At 67.6% G+C, this 14,530-nt stretch carries 13 protein-coding genes; 10 read left to right on the plus strand and 3 right to left on the minus strand.

Features of this window, described 5'->3' with window-relative positions:
• Positions 1–18: 18 nt before the first annotated feature.
• The gene (locus DD559_RS14310) at positions 19–2,676 is read left to right on the plus strand and encodes a DUF4118 domain-containing protein (RefSeq protein WP_116469780.1); all 2,658 of its coding nucleotides are present in this window, start codon (positions 19–21) and stop codon (positions 2,674–2,676) included.
• The gene (locus DD559_RS14315; protein ID WP_116469781.1) at positions 2,673–3,359 is read left to right on the plus strand and encodes a response regulator transcription factor; all 687 of its coding nucleotides are present in this window, start codon (positions 2,673–2,675) and stop codon (positions 3,357–3,359) included. Before DD559_RS14310 ends, DD559_RS14315 begins: the two co-directional genes overlap by 4 nt.
• Before the next feature lie 7 nt (positions 3,360–3,366).
• Here DD559_RS14315 and DD559_RS14320 read toward each other — a convergent pair whose 3' ends face one another.
• On the minus strand, positions 3,367–3,675 hold the full coding sequence (locus tag DD559_RS14320) for a UBP-type zinc finger domain-containing protein (protein WP_116469782.1): 309 nt from the start codon (positions 3,673–3,675) through the stop codon (positions 3,367–3,369).
• A 211-nt stretch (positions 3,676–3,886) separates the two neighbouring features.
• Between DD559_RS14320 and DD559_RS14325 the strand changes: the two genes are divergently transcribed.
• Genes DD559_RS14325 through DD559_RS14335 form a run of 3 tightly spaced genes read left to right on the plus strand, consistent with a single transcriptional unit; the run spans position 3,887 to position 5,093 of the window.
• Positions 3,887–4,201 carry a hypothetical protein gene (locus DD559_RS14325; protein ID WP_116469783.1) on the plus strand — a complete coding sequence of 105 codons (315 nt, stop codon included), beginning with the start codon at positions 3,887–3,889 and terminating at the stop codon, positions 4,199–4,201.
• 14 nt (positions 4,202–4,215) lie between these two features.
• The gene (locus tag DD559_RS14330) at positions 4,216–4,614 is read left to right on the plus strand and encodes an OsmC family protein (protein ID WP_116469784.1); all 399 of its coding nucleotides are present in this window, start codon (positions 4,216–4,218) and stop codon (positions 4,612–4,614) included.
• Positions 4,611–5,093, plus strand: a complete 483-nt coding sequence (locus DD559_RS14335; RefSeq protein ID WP_116469785.1) for an OsmC family protein — start codon at positions 4,611–4,613, stop codon at positions 5,091–5,093. Before DD559_RS14330 ends, DD559_RS14335 begins: the two co-directional genes overlap by 4 nt.
• Positions 5,094–5,116: 23 nt before the next feature.
• Here the strand turns inward: DD559_RS14335 and DD559_RS14340 are convergent, their stop codons facing one another.
• The gene (locus DD559_RS14340; protein ID WP_116469786.1) at positions 5,117–6,046 is read right to left on the minus strand and encodes a LysR family transcriptional regulator; all 930 of its coding nucleotides are present in this window, start codon (positions 6,044–6,046) and stop codon (positions 5,117–5,119) included.
• A gap of 118 nt (positions 6,047–6,164) precedes the next feature.
• Between DD559_RS14340 and DD559_RS14345 the strand changes: the two genes are divergently transcribed.
• Positions 6,165–6,863: a pirin family protein gene (locus tag DD559_RS14345; RefSeq protein ID WP_116469787.1), complete on the plus strand. Its 699-nt coding sequence runs from the start codon at positions 6,165–6,167 to the stop codon at positions 6,861–6,863.
• Positions 6,864–6,876: 13 nt separating this feature from the next.
• On the opposite strand, the gene glpK is transcribed toward DD559_RS14345, so the two are convergent.
• The gene (gene glpK / locus DD559_RS14350; protein WP_240610268.1) at positions 6,877–8,394 is read right to left on the minus strand and encodes a glycerol kinase GlpK; all 1,518 of its coding nucleotides are present in this window, start codon (positions 8,392–8,394) and stop codon (positions 6,877–6,879) included.
• 80 nt (positions 8,395–8,474) lie between these two features.
• Between glpK and DD559_RS14355 the strand changes: the two genes are divergently transcribed.
• The 4 genes from DD559_RS14355 (at position 8,475) to DD559_RS14370 (ending at position 14,528) form a co-directional block, all read left to right on the plus strand.
• The gene (locus DD559_RS14355) at positions 8,475–10,001 is read left to right on the plus strand and encodes a glycerol-3-phosphate dehydrogenase (protein ID WP_116469789.1); all 1,527 of its coding nucleotides are present in this window, start codon (positions 8,475–8,477) and stop codon (positions 9,999–10,001) included.
• The gene (locus DD559_RS14360) at positions 10,001–10,783 is read left to right on the plus strand and encodes a DeoR/GlpR family DNA-binding transcription regulator (protein ID WP_116469790.1); all 783 of its coding nucleotides are present in this window, start codon (positions 10,001–10,003) and stop codon (positions 10,781–10,783) included. The genes DD559_RS14355 and DD559_RS14360 overlap by 1 nt, the downstream gene beginning before the upstream one ends.
• An 89-nt stretch (positions 10,784–10,872) precedes the next feature.
• Positions 10,873–12,129 (plus strand): MFS transporter, encoded by a 1,257-nt coding sequence (locus DD559_RS14365; RefSeq protein WP_116469791.1) that lies wholly within the window; start codon positions 10,873–10,875, stop codon positions 12,127–12,129.
• Positions 12,126–14,528 (plus strand): glycoside hydrolase family 31 protein, encoded by a 2,403-nt coding sequence (locus DD559_RS14370; RefSeq protein WP_116469792.1) that lies wholly within the window; start codon positions 12,126–12,128, stop codon positions 14,526–14,528. The genes DD559_RS14365 and DD559_RS14370 overlap by 4 nt, the downstream gene beginning before the upstream one ends.
• Positions 14,529–14,530 lie beyond the last annotated feature (2 nt).

The following is a 14,530-nucleotide window of genomic DNA, read 5'->3' on the forward strand; positions in this document are numbered from 1 at the left end:
GGGGGCACAAGCCGCCCGGTGAGCGAGCGAACCAGACCCGATCCCGAAGCCCTGCTGCGCGCCGCCGCGCAAGAGGGGCGTGGCCGCCTGAAGGTGTTCCTGGGCGCCGCGCCGGGCGTCGGCAAGACCTATGAGATGCTGAGCGACGGCGCGGCCCGGCAGCAGGCGGGCGTCGACGTGGTGATCGGCGTGGTGGAGACGCATGGCCGGGCGGAAACCCAGGCCAAGCTGCGCGGCTTCGAGATCGTCCCGCGGTCGCGCATCGACTATCAGGGCCGGACGCTGGAGGAGATGGACCTGGATGCGGTGCTGGAACGGCGGCCGCAGCTGGTGCTGGTGGATGAACTGGCGCACAGCAACGTGCCCGGCGCGCGCCATCCCAAGCGCTATCAGGATGTCGAGGAACTGCTGGCGGCCGGCATCGACGTCTATTCCACGGTCAACGTCCAGCATCTCGAAAGCCTGAACGATGTCGTCGCGTCGTTCACCAAGGTCCGCGTCCGCGAGACGCTGCCCGATCGCGTGATCGAGAATGCGGATATCGAAGTGGTCGATATCCCCCCCGAGGAGCTGATCGAGCGGCTGAAGGACGGCAAGGTCTATGTGCCCGAGGAAGCCTCGCGCGCGCTGGTCCATTTCTTCTCCAAGTCGAACCTCTCCGCGCTGCGCGAACTCGCGCTGCGCCGCGCGGCGCAGGCGGTCGACGCGCAGATGCTGGAACATCTGCGGGCGCACGCGCTGGCCGGTACCTGGGCGGCCGGCGAACGGCTGGTGGTGGCGGTGAGCGAGCTGCCGGGATCGGCCGAGCTGGTCCGCGCCGCCAAGCGGATCTCCGATGCGCTGCACGCCCCCTGGACCGCCGTCCATATCGAAACGCCGCGCACCGCCCTGCTGGGCGACGCCGAGAAGGCGCGGGTGGCCGAAACGCTGCATCTGGCGACACAACTGGGTGCGCAGGTCGCGACGCTGCCGGCGACGAACGTGGTGGAGGGGTTGAAGCGGTTCACCGTCGATGCCCGCGCGACACAGCTGATCGTCGGCAAATCGGCACGCTCCCGCTGGTTCGAGCTGCGGCACGGATCGGTGGTCGATCGCCTGGTGCGCGATACGCCGGGCGTGTCGGTGCATGTGCTGCCGATGCAGGTCGGCAAGCCCCCGGCCGAGCGGCGTCGCAGGGCCGGGGCCTGGGGACGGCTGGAGGGCTATCTCGTCTCGCTCGGGCTGGTGGCGCTCATCACGCTGGTATGCGCCGGCGTCTTCACGGCCGGCAGCATCACCAATGTCGGCCTGTTGTTCCTGGTGCCGGTGCTGGTTGCGGCTACTCGCTATGGCCTGCGCACGGGGATCGTCACCGGGCTCATCTCGTCGCTGGCCTATAATTTCTTCTTCATCCCGCCGACCGGCACCTTCACGATCCAGGATCCGCAGAACATCATCACCGTTCTGGTGCTGCTGGCGGTGGCGATCGTGGCGAGCAAGCTGGCGGCGCAGGTGCGCGAACAGGCCGTTCTGGCACAGCGGAGCGCGGCACAGAACGGCGCACTCGCCGGTTTCGCGCGGCTGTTGACCGGCACCCGCAAGCCGGAGGAACTGGGGCAGCTGCTCTGCGCCGAGGTGGGCAGGCTGCTGGGGGTGCATACCGTGCTGCTGCTTCCCGAGCCGGCCGGCCTGGCGCTGCGCGCGGCATTCCCGCCCGAGGATCGGCTGGACGCGATCGAGCAGGCGGCGGCGCGCTGGGCGTTCGAGAACAACCAGGCGGCGGGCCGCGGCTCGGATACGCTCACGGCTTCCGAATGGCTGTTCCAGCCGCTGGCGGCAGGCGGGCGGGTGTTGGGCGTGTTCGGTGTCGCGCGCAGCGATGCGGCGGTGCCGGTTCGATCCGATCAGCTGCCGATGCTGCTGAGCCTGCTCGATCAGGCCGGCCTGGCGCTGGAGCGCATCCTGCTGGAGGCGCAGATGGCGAGCGTGGCGCAACTGCGCGAGCGCGACCGGCTGCGCCAGACGCTGCTATCGTCGATCAGCCATGACCTGCGCACCCCGCTGACGACCGTGCTGGGCACCTTGGGCGAGATGCGCGCCGCCTCCGAGGAACAGGCGGGCCAGATCGATGCCGCCCGTGCCGAGGCCGAGCGGCTGAACCGGTTCGTCGCCAATCTGTTGGATATGGTGCGGATCGAGGCCGGTGCGCTGCATCAGTCGAACGAGCCGGTGGACCTAACGGATGCGATCGGTTCGGCGGTCCATGATCTTCGCCGCACCCTGGAAGGCCGCGCGATCATTCTCGACGTGCCGCCCGATCTCCCGTTCGTGCGGGTCGATCCCCGGCTGTTCCACCATTGCCTTATCAACCTGCTGGAAAACGCTGCCAAATATAGCGAGGCGGCGACCCCGATCACCATCTCCGCGCAGCGGGAACGCTATAGCCTGGTGCTGCGCATCCTTGATGAAGGTCCGGGGCTTCCGCCGGGAGAGGAGCGTCGCGTGTTCGAAACCTTTGCCCGGATCGAAGGATCGGATCGCAAGGGCGGAACCGGGCTTGGCCTCGCCATCGTCAAGGGCTTTGTCGAAGCGATGGGGCTGCGGGTGGATGCCGCCAATCGCGTCGATGCGCCGGGTGCCTGTTTTGCGATCCATTTCGATGAAGCCCATCTGATCAAGGGAGCGCCGCTCGAATGACGCCGTCTGCAAAGCTGCTGGTGGTGGATGACGAACCCGCGATCCGCCGCCTGCTGGTCACCAGCCTGACGCGGGCGGGGCATCGCGTGGTGGAAGCGGGCACGGCGCGCGAGGCGTTGACGGCGCTGCAGATCGACAAGCCGGAAGCGGTGTTGCTCGATCTGGGCCTGCCGGATCGCGACGGGCTGGAACTGGTGCCGCTGCTCAAAGGGGCGGGGGTGGCCGTGCTCGTGATTTCCGCACGCGACGGGACGGATCAGAAGGTGACGGCGCTGGATCTTGGCGCCGACGACTATGTTACCAAGCCGTTCGATACCGAAGAGGTGCTGGCCCGCATACGCACCGCGCTTCGCCACCGCCTGTCCGCCGAAGTGACGACGCCGCAGTTGCGGATCGGCGACGTCGAGATCGATATCGCCGGCCGCCGGATCCTCAAGGCGGGGGAGGAAGTGCACCTGACCCCCAAGGAGTTCGCCTTCCTGGTGGAACTGGCCAAGCACCCCGGCCGGGTGGTGACGCACAGCCAGCTGCTGCGCAACGTCTGGGGCGCGGGCCATGAGAACGACGTCGAATATCTGCGGGTCGCAGCGCGCAGCGTGCGGCGGAAGCTGGATGCCGATTCGACGCAGTCGTTGATCCGCAACGAGCCGGGAGTCGGCTATCGCCTGATCACCACGGGCTGACGGCGGATCACAGGAAGCGGGGGATCGGCCCGTCCTGGGGAGTCTGATCGGGCAGGTCGACCTCGATCGCATCGGCATAGCACCAGCCCCAGCCCTCGGGCGGATCATAGCCTTCCATGATCGGGTGGCCGGTCGCGTGAAAATGGGCGGTGGCGTGGCGGTTGGGCGACTGATCGCAGCAACCGACATGGCCGCAGCTGCGGCACAGGCGCAGATGGACCCACCAGCTGCCGATCTTCAGGCATTCCTCGCACCCGCGTGCGCTCGGCGTCACGTCCCGGACGGTTTCGGCATTCATATGGGCGCAGCGTGCCATCACGATCTCCTTCGATCGTCATTCTAGTCCAAGGCTGCCGGGTGTTCGCCTGTACGCTCGTTTGGGGTGCCTGCGCGATCGGCCTGCCGTACAAGGCGTAGGCGCTCCAGCCACGCGACTGTTCCAGTTTTTCGAACGAAACGCCCTATTTTATCCTGCTGATCCGAAGGGCCGGAGCTTGCTAGCAACAGGGCGCAAACAGGAGGTTTCGATGCGCAGCCAAGGCATTCCCCAACTCAGCAGCACCGAATGGGCGGCGGTATCCGTCGCGTTGCAGGATGCCGCAGGCTGCGGCTGTGCCGCTGCCAGCCCCGGCACGCCGCGTTCGAAGATCGGGCGTGCGCTGGATCTGCTGTTCGGATCGCGGCGGGCGACGCCGCTGGCCGATCCCCGGCTGGAGGCGATCCGCCAGTTCGTCTGCAAGACGCGGCGACAGCGGCAGCCGGCGGCGGAACTTGTGCCCGCGCTGGCCGATCAAGGCTTCAATGCCGCGCAGATCGACGCGATCGCGCTGCTGGCAATCTGAAGGAGGCGAACCCCATGGCCCATGCCCTTGCCCATATCGGCCCCGATCTTCTGGAAACCCGGATCGAGGCCGGCCGCCATCCGCTGCTTGCGGACGAGCCCGAGTCGCGCGGCGGCAGCGATGCCGGCCCTGCCCCTTATGATCTGCTGCTCGCGGCGCTGGGGGCCTGCACGGCGATGACGTTGCGGATGTATGCCGATCGCAAGGGGTGGCGGATCGAGGCGCTGGATGTCGATCTGCGGCTGGTATCGGGGACGGAGGGCCCCCGGATCCGGCGTATCCTTTCCATCACCGGGCCGGATGCGGCGGGACAGGCGCGGCTTGCCGAAATCGCCGAGCGCACGCCGGTGACGCTGACGCTCAAACAGGGCATCGCGATCGATACCCAGCTCGCGGCGGAGCAGGCGGCATGAGCGGGCCGCTGGCGCTCGACGCGGTCGCGCGGGACACCGGCGCGGGCAAGTTCCAGGTCGCGGTGCAGGTGGCCGGTACCGCGCTGCTGCTCGACGAGCCGGTGTCGGTCGGGGGCATGGGATCGGGGCCGACGCCCTATCAGCTGCTCGCCTCCGCGCTGGCGGCGTGCACGACGATGACGCTTCGGGTCTATGCGCTGCAAAAGGGCTGGCCGGTGACGGGAATCCGCACCTTGGCCGGGCATCAGCGGCAGGCCGGGATCGTCCCGGCGGACCTGTTCACCCGGCGTATCGAGATCGATGGCGATCTGGACGCGGCGCAGCGCGCCCGGCTGCTGGAGATCGCCGATCGCTGCCCGGTGCACCGTACCCTGACCGGTGGGGCACGGGTTGAAACCGAACTCGCGGCGGCGGCGGCCCCTTCCGAGCCGGCGAGCGCGCATGCCGAGGACCTGGAGCACGCGATCCGCGAGGGGTGAGCGGCGCCGCTGCCGCCGGCGCGCTAGACTTCGCCCAGGCCTTCCACGTCGCCATCGCCGCGTCCGGCCTCGACGAAGCGGGCGCGCAGCCAGGTGGCGGCCGGGCCGGGAGGCGTGTCGCGGCGCCAGATCGTGCTGAAGCGATACATGCCGCCGGGGCTATCCGGCATTGCCAGTCGCACCAGCGTTCCCGCGACGAGATCGGGTTCGATCAACGGCTGTGGCATGTTCCCCCACCCGATCCCTTCCCGCAACAAGGCGTGTTTGGCGCCCAGATCGGCCAGTCGCCAGGTGCGCGGGCTTATGACGGCGAAGTCGCGCCCGGCGGTGATCGGCGAGCGATCGGACAGCACGAGCTGGACGTGATCGCGTCCTGCACCGGGCGGGATCGGGTCCAGCCGGGCCAGGGGATGATCGGGCGCTGCGACGGGCACCATCGCCACCGAACCGGCTGCCTCGCGCTCGATGCCTTCCATGCCGATCGCCAGCGGGCCGGACACGCCCAGCACCGCCTGGCCATCCAGCACCAGCCCCGTCACCGCGCCCAGCGCTTCGACATGCAGGCGCAGCGTCACGGTGGGGAATGCCGCCCGGAAGGCGCGCAGCACCTCGCCCAGGCGGCGGGTGGGCAGCATCACGTCCACCGCCAGGTGCACCTCCGCCTCCAGGCCGTCGAGCAGGCCTTTCACCTTGGCGCGCAGGCCGTCGATTCCCTGCGCGACGGCCCGTGCCTCCGCCAGCACCGCTTCGCCGGCGGTGGTGAGGCGGGGCTTCTTGGTGCCTTCGCGATCGAACAGCAGCACGCCCAGCTGCGCTTCCAGGTTGGCGATGCCATAGCTTATCACCGAAACCGCGCGATTCAGCGTGCGCCCGGCGCCCGCGAAGCTGCCGGAATCGACCACGGCGAGGAAGATGCGGAGCTGGTCGAACGTGGGGGTGCCGGGATTCGACATTTCAATTTCCTAGAACGTTTCCGCGCAAATTATCCCACTCTTCGGAGAAGTCGAGCCCGACTATATCCCGGTCATCGCAGCGGCGCCGGGTGGCGCCGCCGCCACCGGGAGACCCAGGATGATCGAACTTCGCCCCTTTTCCAGCCTTGGCGGTGCCAATCACGGCTGGCTGGATGCCAAGCACCATTTCTCTTTCGCCAATTATTATGATCCGGCGCGGACCAGCTGGGGCAATCTGCGCGTGTGGAACGATGACACCATCGCGCCGCAGACCGGCTTTCCGCCCCATCCGCATCGCGACATGGAGATCATCACCTATGTCCGCGACGGCGCGATCACCCACCAGGACAATCTGGGCAATCACGGCCGCACCGTGGCCGGGGACGTGCAGGTGATGTCGGCGGGGACCGGGATCGCCCATTCCGAATATAACCGCGAAGACGAGACGACCCGCATCTTCCAGATCTGGATCCAGCCGACCCGCAGCGGCGAGAAGCCGAGCTGGGGCACGCGGCCCTTCCCGAAGACCGATCGCGCCGGCCAGTTCGTGGTGCTCGCGAGCGGCTTCGAAGGCGATGGCGATGCGCTGCCGATCCGGACCGATGCGCGGGTGCTGGGCGCGACGTTGCGGGCCGGCGAGACGGCCGAATATGCGCTGGGCAGTGATCGCCGCGCCTATCTGGTGCCTGCGATCGGCGCGGTCGAGATCGATGGCGTGCAGGTGCATGCCCGCGACGGGGCGGCGATCAAGGATGTCGATGTCCTGCGGATCACCGCGATCGAGGACAGCGAGATCGTGATGGTCGACGCGGCCTGAGCGCCGACCGCCGCTAGCGTAACGTCCGCTCCAGGGCGTCGTGCCAGCCGGCGAGCAGCGTCGCGCGATGGTCTGCCGCCATGCCTGGTTCGAAACAGGCATGGCGGGTCCAGATATCGGACAGCGCGTCCAGCCCCGGCCACAGGCCCACCGCGAGGCCGGCGAGGAAGGCAGCACCCCGCGCGGTGGTTTCCAGATCGTCCGGCCGCTCGACCGAAACCTGCAGGATGTCCGCCAGGAAGCGGCAAAGCCAGTCGTTTGCGGCCATGCCGCCATCCACCCGCAGCGTGGCCGGCTGGCCGCCGCCGTCCTGCACCATCGCCTCCAGCAGATCGTAGCTCTGGTAGGCGACGGCTTCGAGCGCGGCGCGGGCGAGATGGGCCTGGGTGGCGCCGAGCGTGAGCCCGAAGATCGCCCCGCGTGCATCCGGATCCCAATGCGGCGCACCAAGCCCGACAAAGGCGGGTACCATGTAGACGCCGTGGCTATCCGGCACGCGCGTCGCCATGTCGTTGGTCTGCCGGGCATGGGTGATGACGCCAATGCCGTCGCGCAGCCACTTCACCGCCGCGCCGGCGATGAAGATCGATCCTTCCAGCGCATAGCAGGTGCGGCCGTTGATCCGATAGGCGGGCGTGGTGAGCAGCCGGTGGGTGGAGGCGACCGCCTCTTCCCCGGTGTGCATCAGCATGAAGCAGCCCGTACCATAAGTGGATTTCACCATGCCCGGCGCGAAGCAGCATTGCCCGAACAGCGCGGCCTGCTGGTCGCCGGCCATGCCGGCGATCGGAATTTCGGCGCCGAACAGCGCGGGATCGGTGGTGCCGAAGCGATGCGCGTTATCTTCCACCGACGGCAGCACCGCCGCGGGCACGCCGAACAGACGGCAGAGATCCTCGTCCCAGGCGCCGCGATGGATGTCCCACAAGCAGGTGCGGGCGGCGTTGGTGACATCGGTGGCATGGACCGCGCCGCCGGTCAGGCGCCAGAGAAGGAAACTGTCGACGGTGCCGAAGGCCAGCTCGCCGCGTTCGGCGCGGGCGCGGGCGCCGTCGACATGGTCGAGGATCCAGCTGATCTTCGTCGCCGAGAAATAGGGGTCGACGAGCAGCCCGGTTCGGGCGCGCACCATCGATTCGGCGCCCTCTGCCTTCAGTTGCTGGCATCGATCGGCCGTGCGGCGATCCTGCCACACGATGGCGGGGTAGATCGGAGCGCCGGTCGCGCGATCCCACAGGATCGTCGTTTCGCGCTGGTTGGTGATGCCGATCGCGGCGATGCTGGCGACGTCGATGCCGCTCTTTTCGATGGCTTCCCGCGCGGTGGCCAGCGTGTCGCGCCAGATATCCTCGGGATCATGCTCCACCCAGCCCTGTGCAGGGTAATGCTGTGCGAATTCGACCTGGGCCGTGACGATCCGGCGCCCCCGCGAATCGAAAACGACGCTGCGCGTCGATGTCGTGCCCTGATCGATCGCCAGGATGTGGCCCTGCTTCACCTTCTTCCCCTCCATGTTCGTTTGAAGGCTCATTCATTTTCGTTCGCGCGTCAACGCTTTCGTTTCCGCGGCGATCCTGCTATAGAAGTATGAAGAATTGACTGGAACGAAGCATGGCTGAAACGCAACGCCGCGATCCGTATGACCTGTTGGTGGTGGGCGGCGGCATCAATGGTGCGGGCATCGCCCGCGATGCGGCGGGCCGTGGCCTTTCCGTGCTGCTGGTGGAACAGGAGGATCTGGCCAGCCACACCTCCTCCGCGTCGACCAAGCTGATCCATGGCGGCCTGCGCTATCTGGAATATGGCGAGTTCCGCCTGGTGCGCGAGGCGCTGATCGAGCGCGAGCGGCTATGGGGCATGGCGCCGCACATCATCTGGCCGCTGCGCTTCGTGCTGCCGCAGACCCAGTCGCCGCGTCCGGCCTGGATGGTGCGGCTTGGCCTGTTTCTCTACGATCATCTGGGCGGCCGGAAAAAGCTTCCGGGCACGGACACGATCGATCTTGCCCGCACGCCTTTCGGGAACGGTTTGAAGGCATCGCGGGGCAAGGCCTTCGTCTATTCGGACTGCTGGGTCGAGGACAGCCGGCTGGTCGTGCTCAACGCCATCGACGCGGCGGAGCGGGGGGCGGACATCCGCACGCGGACGCGGCTGATCGATGCGCGGCGGGAGGGCACGGAATGGTGCGCGACGGTGGCCGACCATAGGGGCAGCCACAGCGTCCGGGCGCGGGTACTGGTCAATGCGGCCGGGCCATGGGTGGCCGAGGTGCTGGGCCGCGTGCCCGACGTTGTCGCCGATCGGGGACTACGGCTGGTCAAGGGCAGCCATCTGGTCGTGCCGCGGCTCTATGAAGGCGATCATGCCTTCATGCTGCAGAACCCTGATCGGCGGATCGTGTTCACCGTTCCCTATGAAGGCGCCTTCACGCTGATCGGCACCACCGACGCGGTTTGGGAAGGCGCGCCGGGCCGTGCGCAGATCAGCGAAGAAGAAACGCGCTACCTGCTCGATACTGCGGCGCGCTACTTTGCGCACGCCCCCGGCGCGGCCGATATCGTGTGGAGCTATGCCGGCATCCGCCCGCTCTACGATGACAAGAAGGGCAATGCCTCCGCGGTGACGCGCGACTATGTGCTCGACCTGGACGGCGGCGAGGGCCAGGCGCCGATGCTGAGCATCTTCGGCGGCAAGATAACCACCTATCGCAAGCTGGCGGAACATGCCCTGGCGGAACTTGCCCCGTACCTGCCGGCGAGTGCCGCGTGGACGGCAGGTGCGGCGTTGCCCGGCGGCGACATCGCGGATGGCGACTTCGAAGCGTTCCTGTCCGCCTTGCAGGCAGCGCGGCCGGGATTGCCGGCGGCGCTGCTCCGGCGGCTTGCCCGTGCCTATGGCACCCGCGTGGCGGCGTTGCTGGGCGATGCGACGCGCATGGCCGACCTGGGCGAGGATTTCGGCGGCGGCCTGACGGAACGGGAAGTCAGCTATCTGCGTGACCGCGAATGGGCGGAGACGGCTGAGGATATTCTGTTCCGCCGCAGCAAGCTGGGCCTGCACGTGCCGTCGGGCACCATGGAACGGCTTGCCGATTACCTCGCCCGCGATGTGGCGCCCGGCCTTCGGCGCAGCGCCTGATGGTGGAAGAGCTGCCGGACATCGTCGCCCAGCGCCACGCGCGTATCCTGGCGCTTGCGCGTCGGGCGGGCAGCGTCACCGTGGAGGCACTGGCCGGCGAACTCGATGTGACGCCCCAGACCATCCGGCGCGATCTGAACGTGCTGGCCAAGCGGGCGATGCTCTCGCGCGTGCATGGCGGTGCGATCGTCACGTCGGGCGTCGACAATCTCGATCGCGAGGCGCGCCGCCAGGTAGCAACGAGCGCCAAGGCGGCGATCGGCACAGCGGCCGCGGCGTTGGTGCCCGACGGCGCCAGCCTGTTCATCAATATCGGCACGACAACGGAAGCCATCGCGCGGGCGTTGGTCCATCACCGCAATCTCCTCGTCGTGACGAACAATCTGAACGTGGCGGATATCCTGGGCGGGGTGCCGACGATCGAAGTGATCGTTGCCGGGGGGAAGGTGCGTTCCAGCGACCGTGCCGTGGTCGGCGCGCTGGCAATGGATTTCCTGCGCGGCTTCAAAGTCGATTTTGCGCTGATCGGCGCATCCGCAATCGATGCCGAGGGCACGCTGCTCGATTTCGACGTGGACGAGGTGCGCGTTTCGCAGACGATCATCGAACAGGCGCGCACCGTGATTCTGGCCGCCGACCAGAGCAAGTTCGGGCGGCCGGCGCCGGTGCGGATCGCCGAGATCGCGGCCGTGGATCACCTCGTCACCGACCATCTCGCGCATCCTGGCATTCGCGCCGCGTGCGAACGGGGGAATGTACAGGTGCTGGAAACGAACAGTTGATTGGTAAGGCCTCATTAGGCATTTCGGTCTTACCAATAAGAACAGGGGTCCGTCGAATCTGGCGGTTGGCATAGGGGGCAGAGGGGCATATGCGGCGCATTCCGCATCTTCGTTGGTGGATCGTTGGGCTGATCTGTGCCGGCACCATTGCCAACTATCTGGCGCGCAATTCGCTTGGGGTGTTGGCGCCCGAACTGAAATCCGTGCTGCACATGACGACGCAGCAATACAGCTATGTCGTCGGCGCGTTCCAGCTGGCCTATACGGTGATGCAGCCGATCGCCGGCATGATCGTCGACCGGGTGGGGCTGCGGGCCGGGTTCGCGCTGTTCGGTGTCGCCTGGTCGGTGGCCAACATGCTGCACGCCTTTGCCGCAGGGTGGCTGGGCTTGTTGTTCTTCCGGGGATTGCTGGGCCTTGCCGAAGCGGCGGCGGTGCCGTCGGGGATCAAGGCGATCGCCGAATGGTTTCCGGCGCGCGAGCGATCGGTGGCGGTGGGATGGTTCAACGCCGGCACCTCGCTGGGCGCGCTGCTGGCGCCGCCGGTGGTGGCGATCGTATCGATCTGGGCCGATTGGCGGATCGCCTTCGTGGTAACGGGCGCGATCGGCCTGGTCTGGGCGGCGGCCTGGTATCGCTGGTATCGCAGCCCTGGCGCGCATCCTGCGATCACCGATGCAGAGCGCGCGCTGATCGCCGAAGACCGCCCGGTCGCGCCGGCGCGTCGCGCGTCGGCGCGGGAGATATTGGGCACCGTCCGCTTCTGGATCATCGCCGTCCCGCGTTTCCTGGCCGAGCCGGCGTGGCAGACCTTCAGCTTCTGGATTCCGCTCTATCTGGCGACCGAGCGGGGCATGGACCTGAAGCAGATCGCGCTATTCGCCTGGCTGCCGTTTCTCGCCGCGGATCTGGGGGGCGTGCTGGGCGGCTATCTTTCGCCCTTCCTCGTTCGCCGCTTCCGAATGCCGCTGATCGCCTCGCGCGTGGCCGGCGTTGCCCTGGCCGCCGTGCTGATGATCGCGCCGGGCTGTATCGGGCTGGCGGCGAGCCCCTATATGGCGATCGCCTTGTTCTGTGTGGGCGGTTTCGCCCATCAGATGATCTCGGTGCTCATCAATACCCTGTCCGCCGACGTGTTCACCGCCGAAGAAGTAGGCGCCGCCAATGGCTTTATCGGCCAGGCCGGATGGATCGGCGGCCTGCTGTTTTCGCTGCTGATCGGGCAGCTGGCGGATCGCATCGGCTATGCCCCGCTGTTCGGGATGCTTTCTGTTTTCGACATCCTTGGCGCGGCGGTGCTGATCGTCGGCCTGCGCCATCTTCGTCTACCGGAGCCTGTGAAATGAGACGCGCCACGCTTTCCAATCCCCCGCGCTTTGCCCTTGCGGGCGAAGGGCAGGGAAGGATCACGCTCGCGGCGGATACCGGGGCCGTCGCGCATCTGTTCGTGCTGGAGCAGGACGTGATGCGGCTGTTGCTGCTTGCCACCGGCACCGTCACCAGCCCGCCAAGCTGGGCAATCGCGCCCGGCCAGGAGGATATTGCAGATCCCGGCCGCGATCGGATGGACGTATCCGGCTTCGCCTGCCCGGCCTATCGGCTGGAGCAGGACGCGGAGCGGCTGGTGGTGGAAACCGATCGCCTCCGGGTGACCGTGCACCTGCATGGGCTTCATTGCCGCTGGGAACAGCATGACGGTGAAGGCTGGCGGTGGATGGCGGAAGACCGACCGACCCAAGCCTATGACTTTGGCTGGTGGGACGGCAAGGCGCATCACTATCTGGCGCGCAAGCCCGGCGAACGCTTCTATGGCCTGGGCGACCGCACCGGCGATTGCGACCGGTCCGGCCGCAGCTTCCGCCTCACCAGCCTCGATCCGATGGGCTATGACGCGGAGCATAGCGACCCGCTGTACAAGTCGATCCCCTATGTGCTGGTCGCGGATGCCGAAGGCCGCTGCCACGGCGCCTTTTATGACAGCGTTGCCGATATCGGCTTCGATTTCGGGCGCGAGCTGGACAATTATCACGGGCTTTATCGCCATGTCGTTGCCGACCAGGGGGATATCGACCTGTGGATGATCGCGGGGCCGGATCCGCTGGCGGTCACGCGACGCTTCACCTGGCTGACCGGCCGTCCCGCGCTGATGCCGCGCTGGTCGCTCGGCTATTCGGGCTCCACCATGACCTATACCGACGCGCCCGACGCGGCGGCGCAGATGGGCGGGTTCCTCGAAAAGCTGGCGCAGCACGATATCGGCTGCACGTCGTTCCATCTTTCGTCCGGCTATACTTCGATCGGCGACAAGCGCTACGTATTCCACTGGAACCGGGACAAGTTCCCGGATCCCAAGGCCTTTGTGGCCAGCTATGCCGACGCCGGCGTGGCGTTGGTGCCGAATATCAAGCCGGCACTGCTGCGCAGCCATCCGCTGTACGACGCGGTGGCCGCTGCCGGCCATTTCGTTGCCGACGAACAGGGCGTGCCGGTGGAGGCGCAGTTCTGGGACGAAGTGGGCAGCTATATCGATTTCACCAACCCCGCCGCCGCCGCGTGGTGGCGGCGGCAGGTGCGCAGCGCGCTGCTCGACCAGGGGATCGTGGCGACGTGGAACGATAATAACGAATATGAGATCTGGGACGCGCGGGCGCGCTTCGCCGGCTTCGGCGCGGCGATCCCCGCCTCGGCCGCCCGGCCGATCCAGCCGCTGCTGATGATGCGCGCCTCCCGCCAGGCGCAGATCGAGGCGCGGCCCGAGCAGCGGCCTTATGTCGTCACCCGATCGGGCATGGCCGGGCTGCAGCGCTATGCCCAGACCTGGAGCGGCGACAACCGAACCGACTGGAAGACGCTGCGCTACAATGGCCGGATGGCGATCGGGCTGGCGCTGTCGGGCGTTTCGAACAGCGGCCATGACGTGGGTGGCTTTTCCGGCCCGGCGCCGTCGCCCGAACTGCTGGTGCGCTGGGTGCAGGTGGGCGTGCTGATGCCGCGCTTCAGCATCCATAGCTGGAATGACGACCGCACCGTCAACGAACCATGGATGTATCCGGAAGTCTTGCCGGCGATCCGTGCGATGATGGCGTTGCGCCAGCGCCTGATCCCGCTGTTCTATGATCTGCTGCACCGGTACCATGCCGATTATGCGCCGATCGTGCGGCCGACCTGGCTCGATTTCCCGCACGATCCGCAATGCTGGGCCGAAAGCGACGAGCATATGCTGGGCCCCGACCTGCTCGCGGCACCGGTTGTCGAACCCGGCGCGACGGCGCGGAGCCTGTATCTGCCGGCCGGGGTGGAATGGATCGACGTGTGGAGCGGGGAGCATATGCCGGGCGGCGCGACCGTCACCGTCTCGGCGCCGCTGGAGGGGCCGCCGCCGCTGTTCGCGCGTGCGGGTTCGGCGATGCTCGTCGATCTCGCCGAGCCCGGCTGGCGGCCTGGCCCGGCGCGCCGGGGCCTTTGGCTGTATCCGCCGCGGGAAGGCAAATTCGCTTGCGAGGTCATCGAGGATGCCGGGGATGGGCATGGCCCGGTCACGCGATGGCAAGTGCGCGGTGCCGCCGATACCGCCGGCGTGACCGTGCGGCTCGATATCGACGGCGCCATTCCGCCGGCGCAGCCCCGCATCACCTTGCTGTTGCCGCCGGGGGACGCGCGGGTGCTCACCGTCGAGGGGCGGCCTGCCGCAAGTGTGGCTTTCGAGCAACGTAGTGGCGTCGAAGTAATGGTTTCGACAGATTAACG

This window comes from Sphingomonas pokkalii, assembly GCF_003096275.1.
GTDB lineage: Bacteria > Pseudomonadota > Alphaproteobacteria > Sphingomonadales > Sphingomonadaceae > Sphingomonas > Sphingomonas pokkalii.

Coding starts and splice junctions, on each gene's coding strand:
- DD559_RS14315 (WP_116469781.1), top strand. CDS start 2,673: ATGACGCCGTCTGCAAAGCTGCTGGTGGTGGATGACGAACCCGCGATC.
- DD559_RS14320 (WP_116469782.1), bottom strand. CDS start 3,675: ATGGCACGCTGCGCCCATATGAATGCCGAAACCGTCCGGGACGTGACG.
- DD559_RS14325 (WP_116469783.1), top strand. CDS start 3,887: ATGCGCAGCCAAGGCATTCCCCAACTCAGCAGCACCGAATGGGCGGCG.
- DD559_RS14330 (WP_116469784.1), top strand. CDS start 4,216: ATGGCCCATGCCCTTGCCCATATCGGCCCCGATCTTCTGGAAACCCGG.
- DD559_RS14335 (WP_116469785.1), top strand. CDS start 4,611: ATGAGCGGGCCGCTGGCGCTCGACGCGGTCGCGCGGGACACCGGCGCG.
- DD559_RS14340 (WP_116469786.1), bottom strand. CDS start 6,046: ATGTCGAATCCCGGCACCCCCACGTTCGACCAGCTCCGCATCTTCCTC.
- DD559_RS14345 (WP_116469787.1), top strand. CDS start 6,165: ATGATCGAACTTCGCCCCTTTTCCAGCCTTGGCGGTGCCAATCACGGC.
- glpK (WP_240610268.1), bottom strand. CDS start 8,394: ATGAGCCTTCAAACGAACATGGAGGGGAAGAAGGTGAAGCAGGGCCAC.
- DD559_RS14355 (WP_116469789.1), top strand. CDS start 8,475: ATGGCTGAAACGCAACGCCGCGATCCGTATGACCTGTTGGTGGTGGGC.
- DD559_RS14360 (WP_116469790.1), top strand. CDS start 10,001: ATGGTGGAAGAGCTGCCGGACATCGTCGCCCAGCGCCACGCGCGTATC.
- DD559_RS14365 (WP_116469791.1), top strand. CDS start 10,873: ATGCGGCGCATTCCGCATCTTCGTTGGTGGATCGTTGGGCTGATCTGT.
- DD559_RS14370 (WP_116469792.1), top strand. CDS start 12,126: ATGAGACGCGCCACGCTTTCCAATCCCCCGCGCTTTGCCCTTGCGGGC.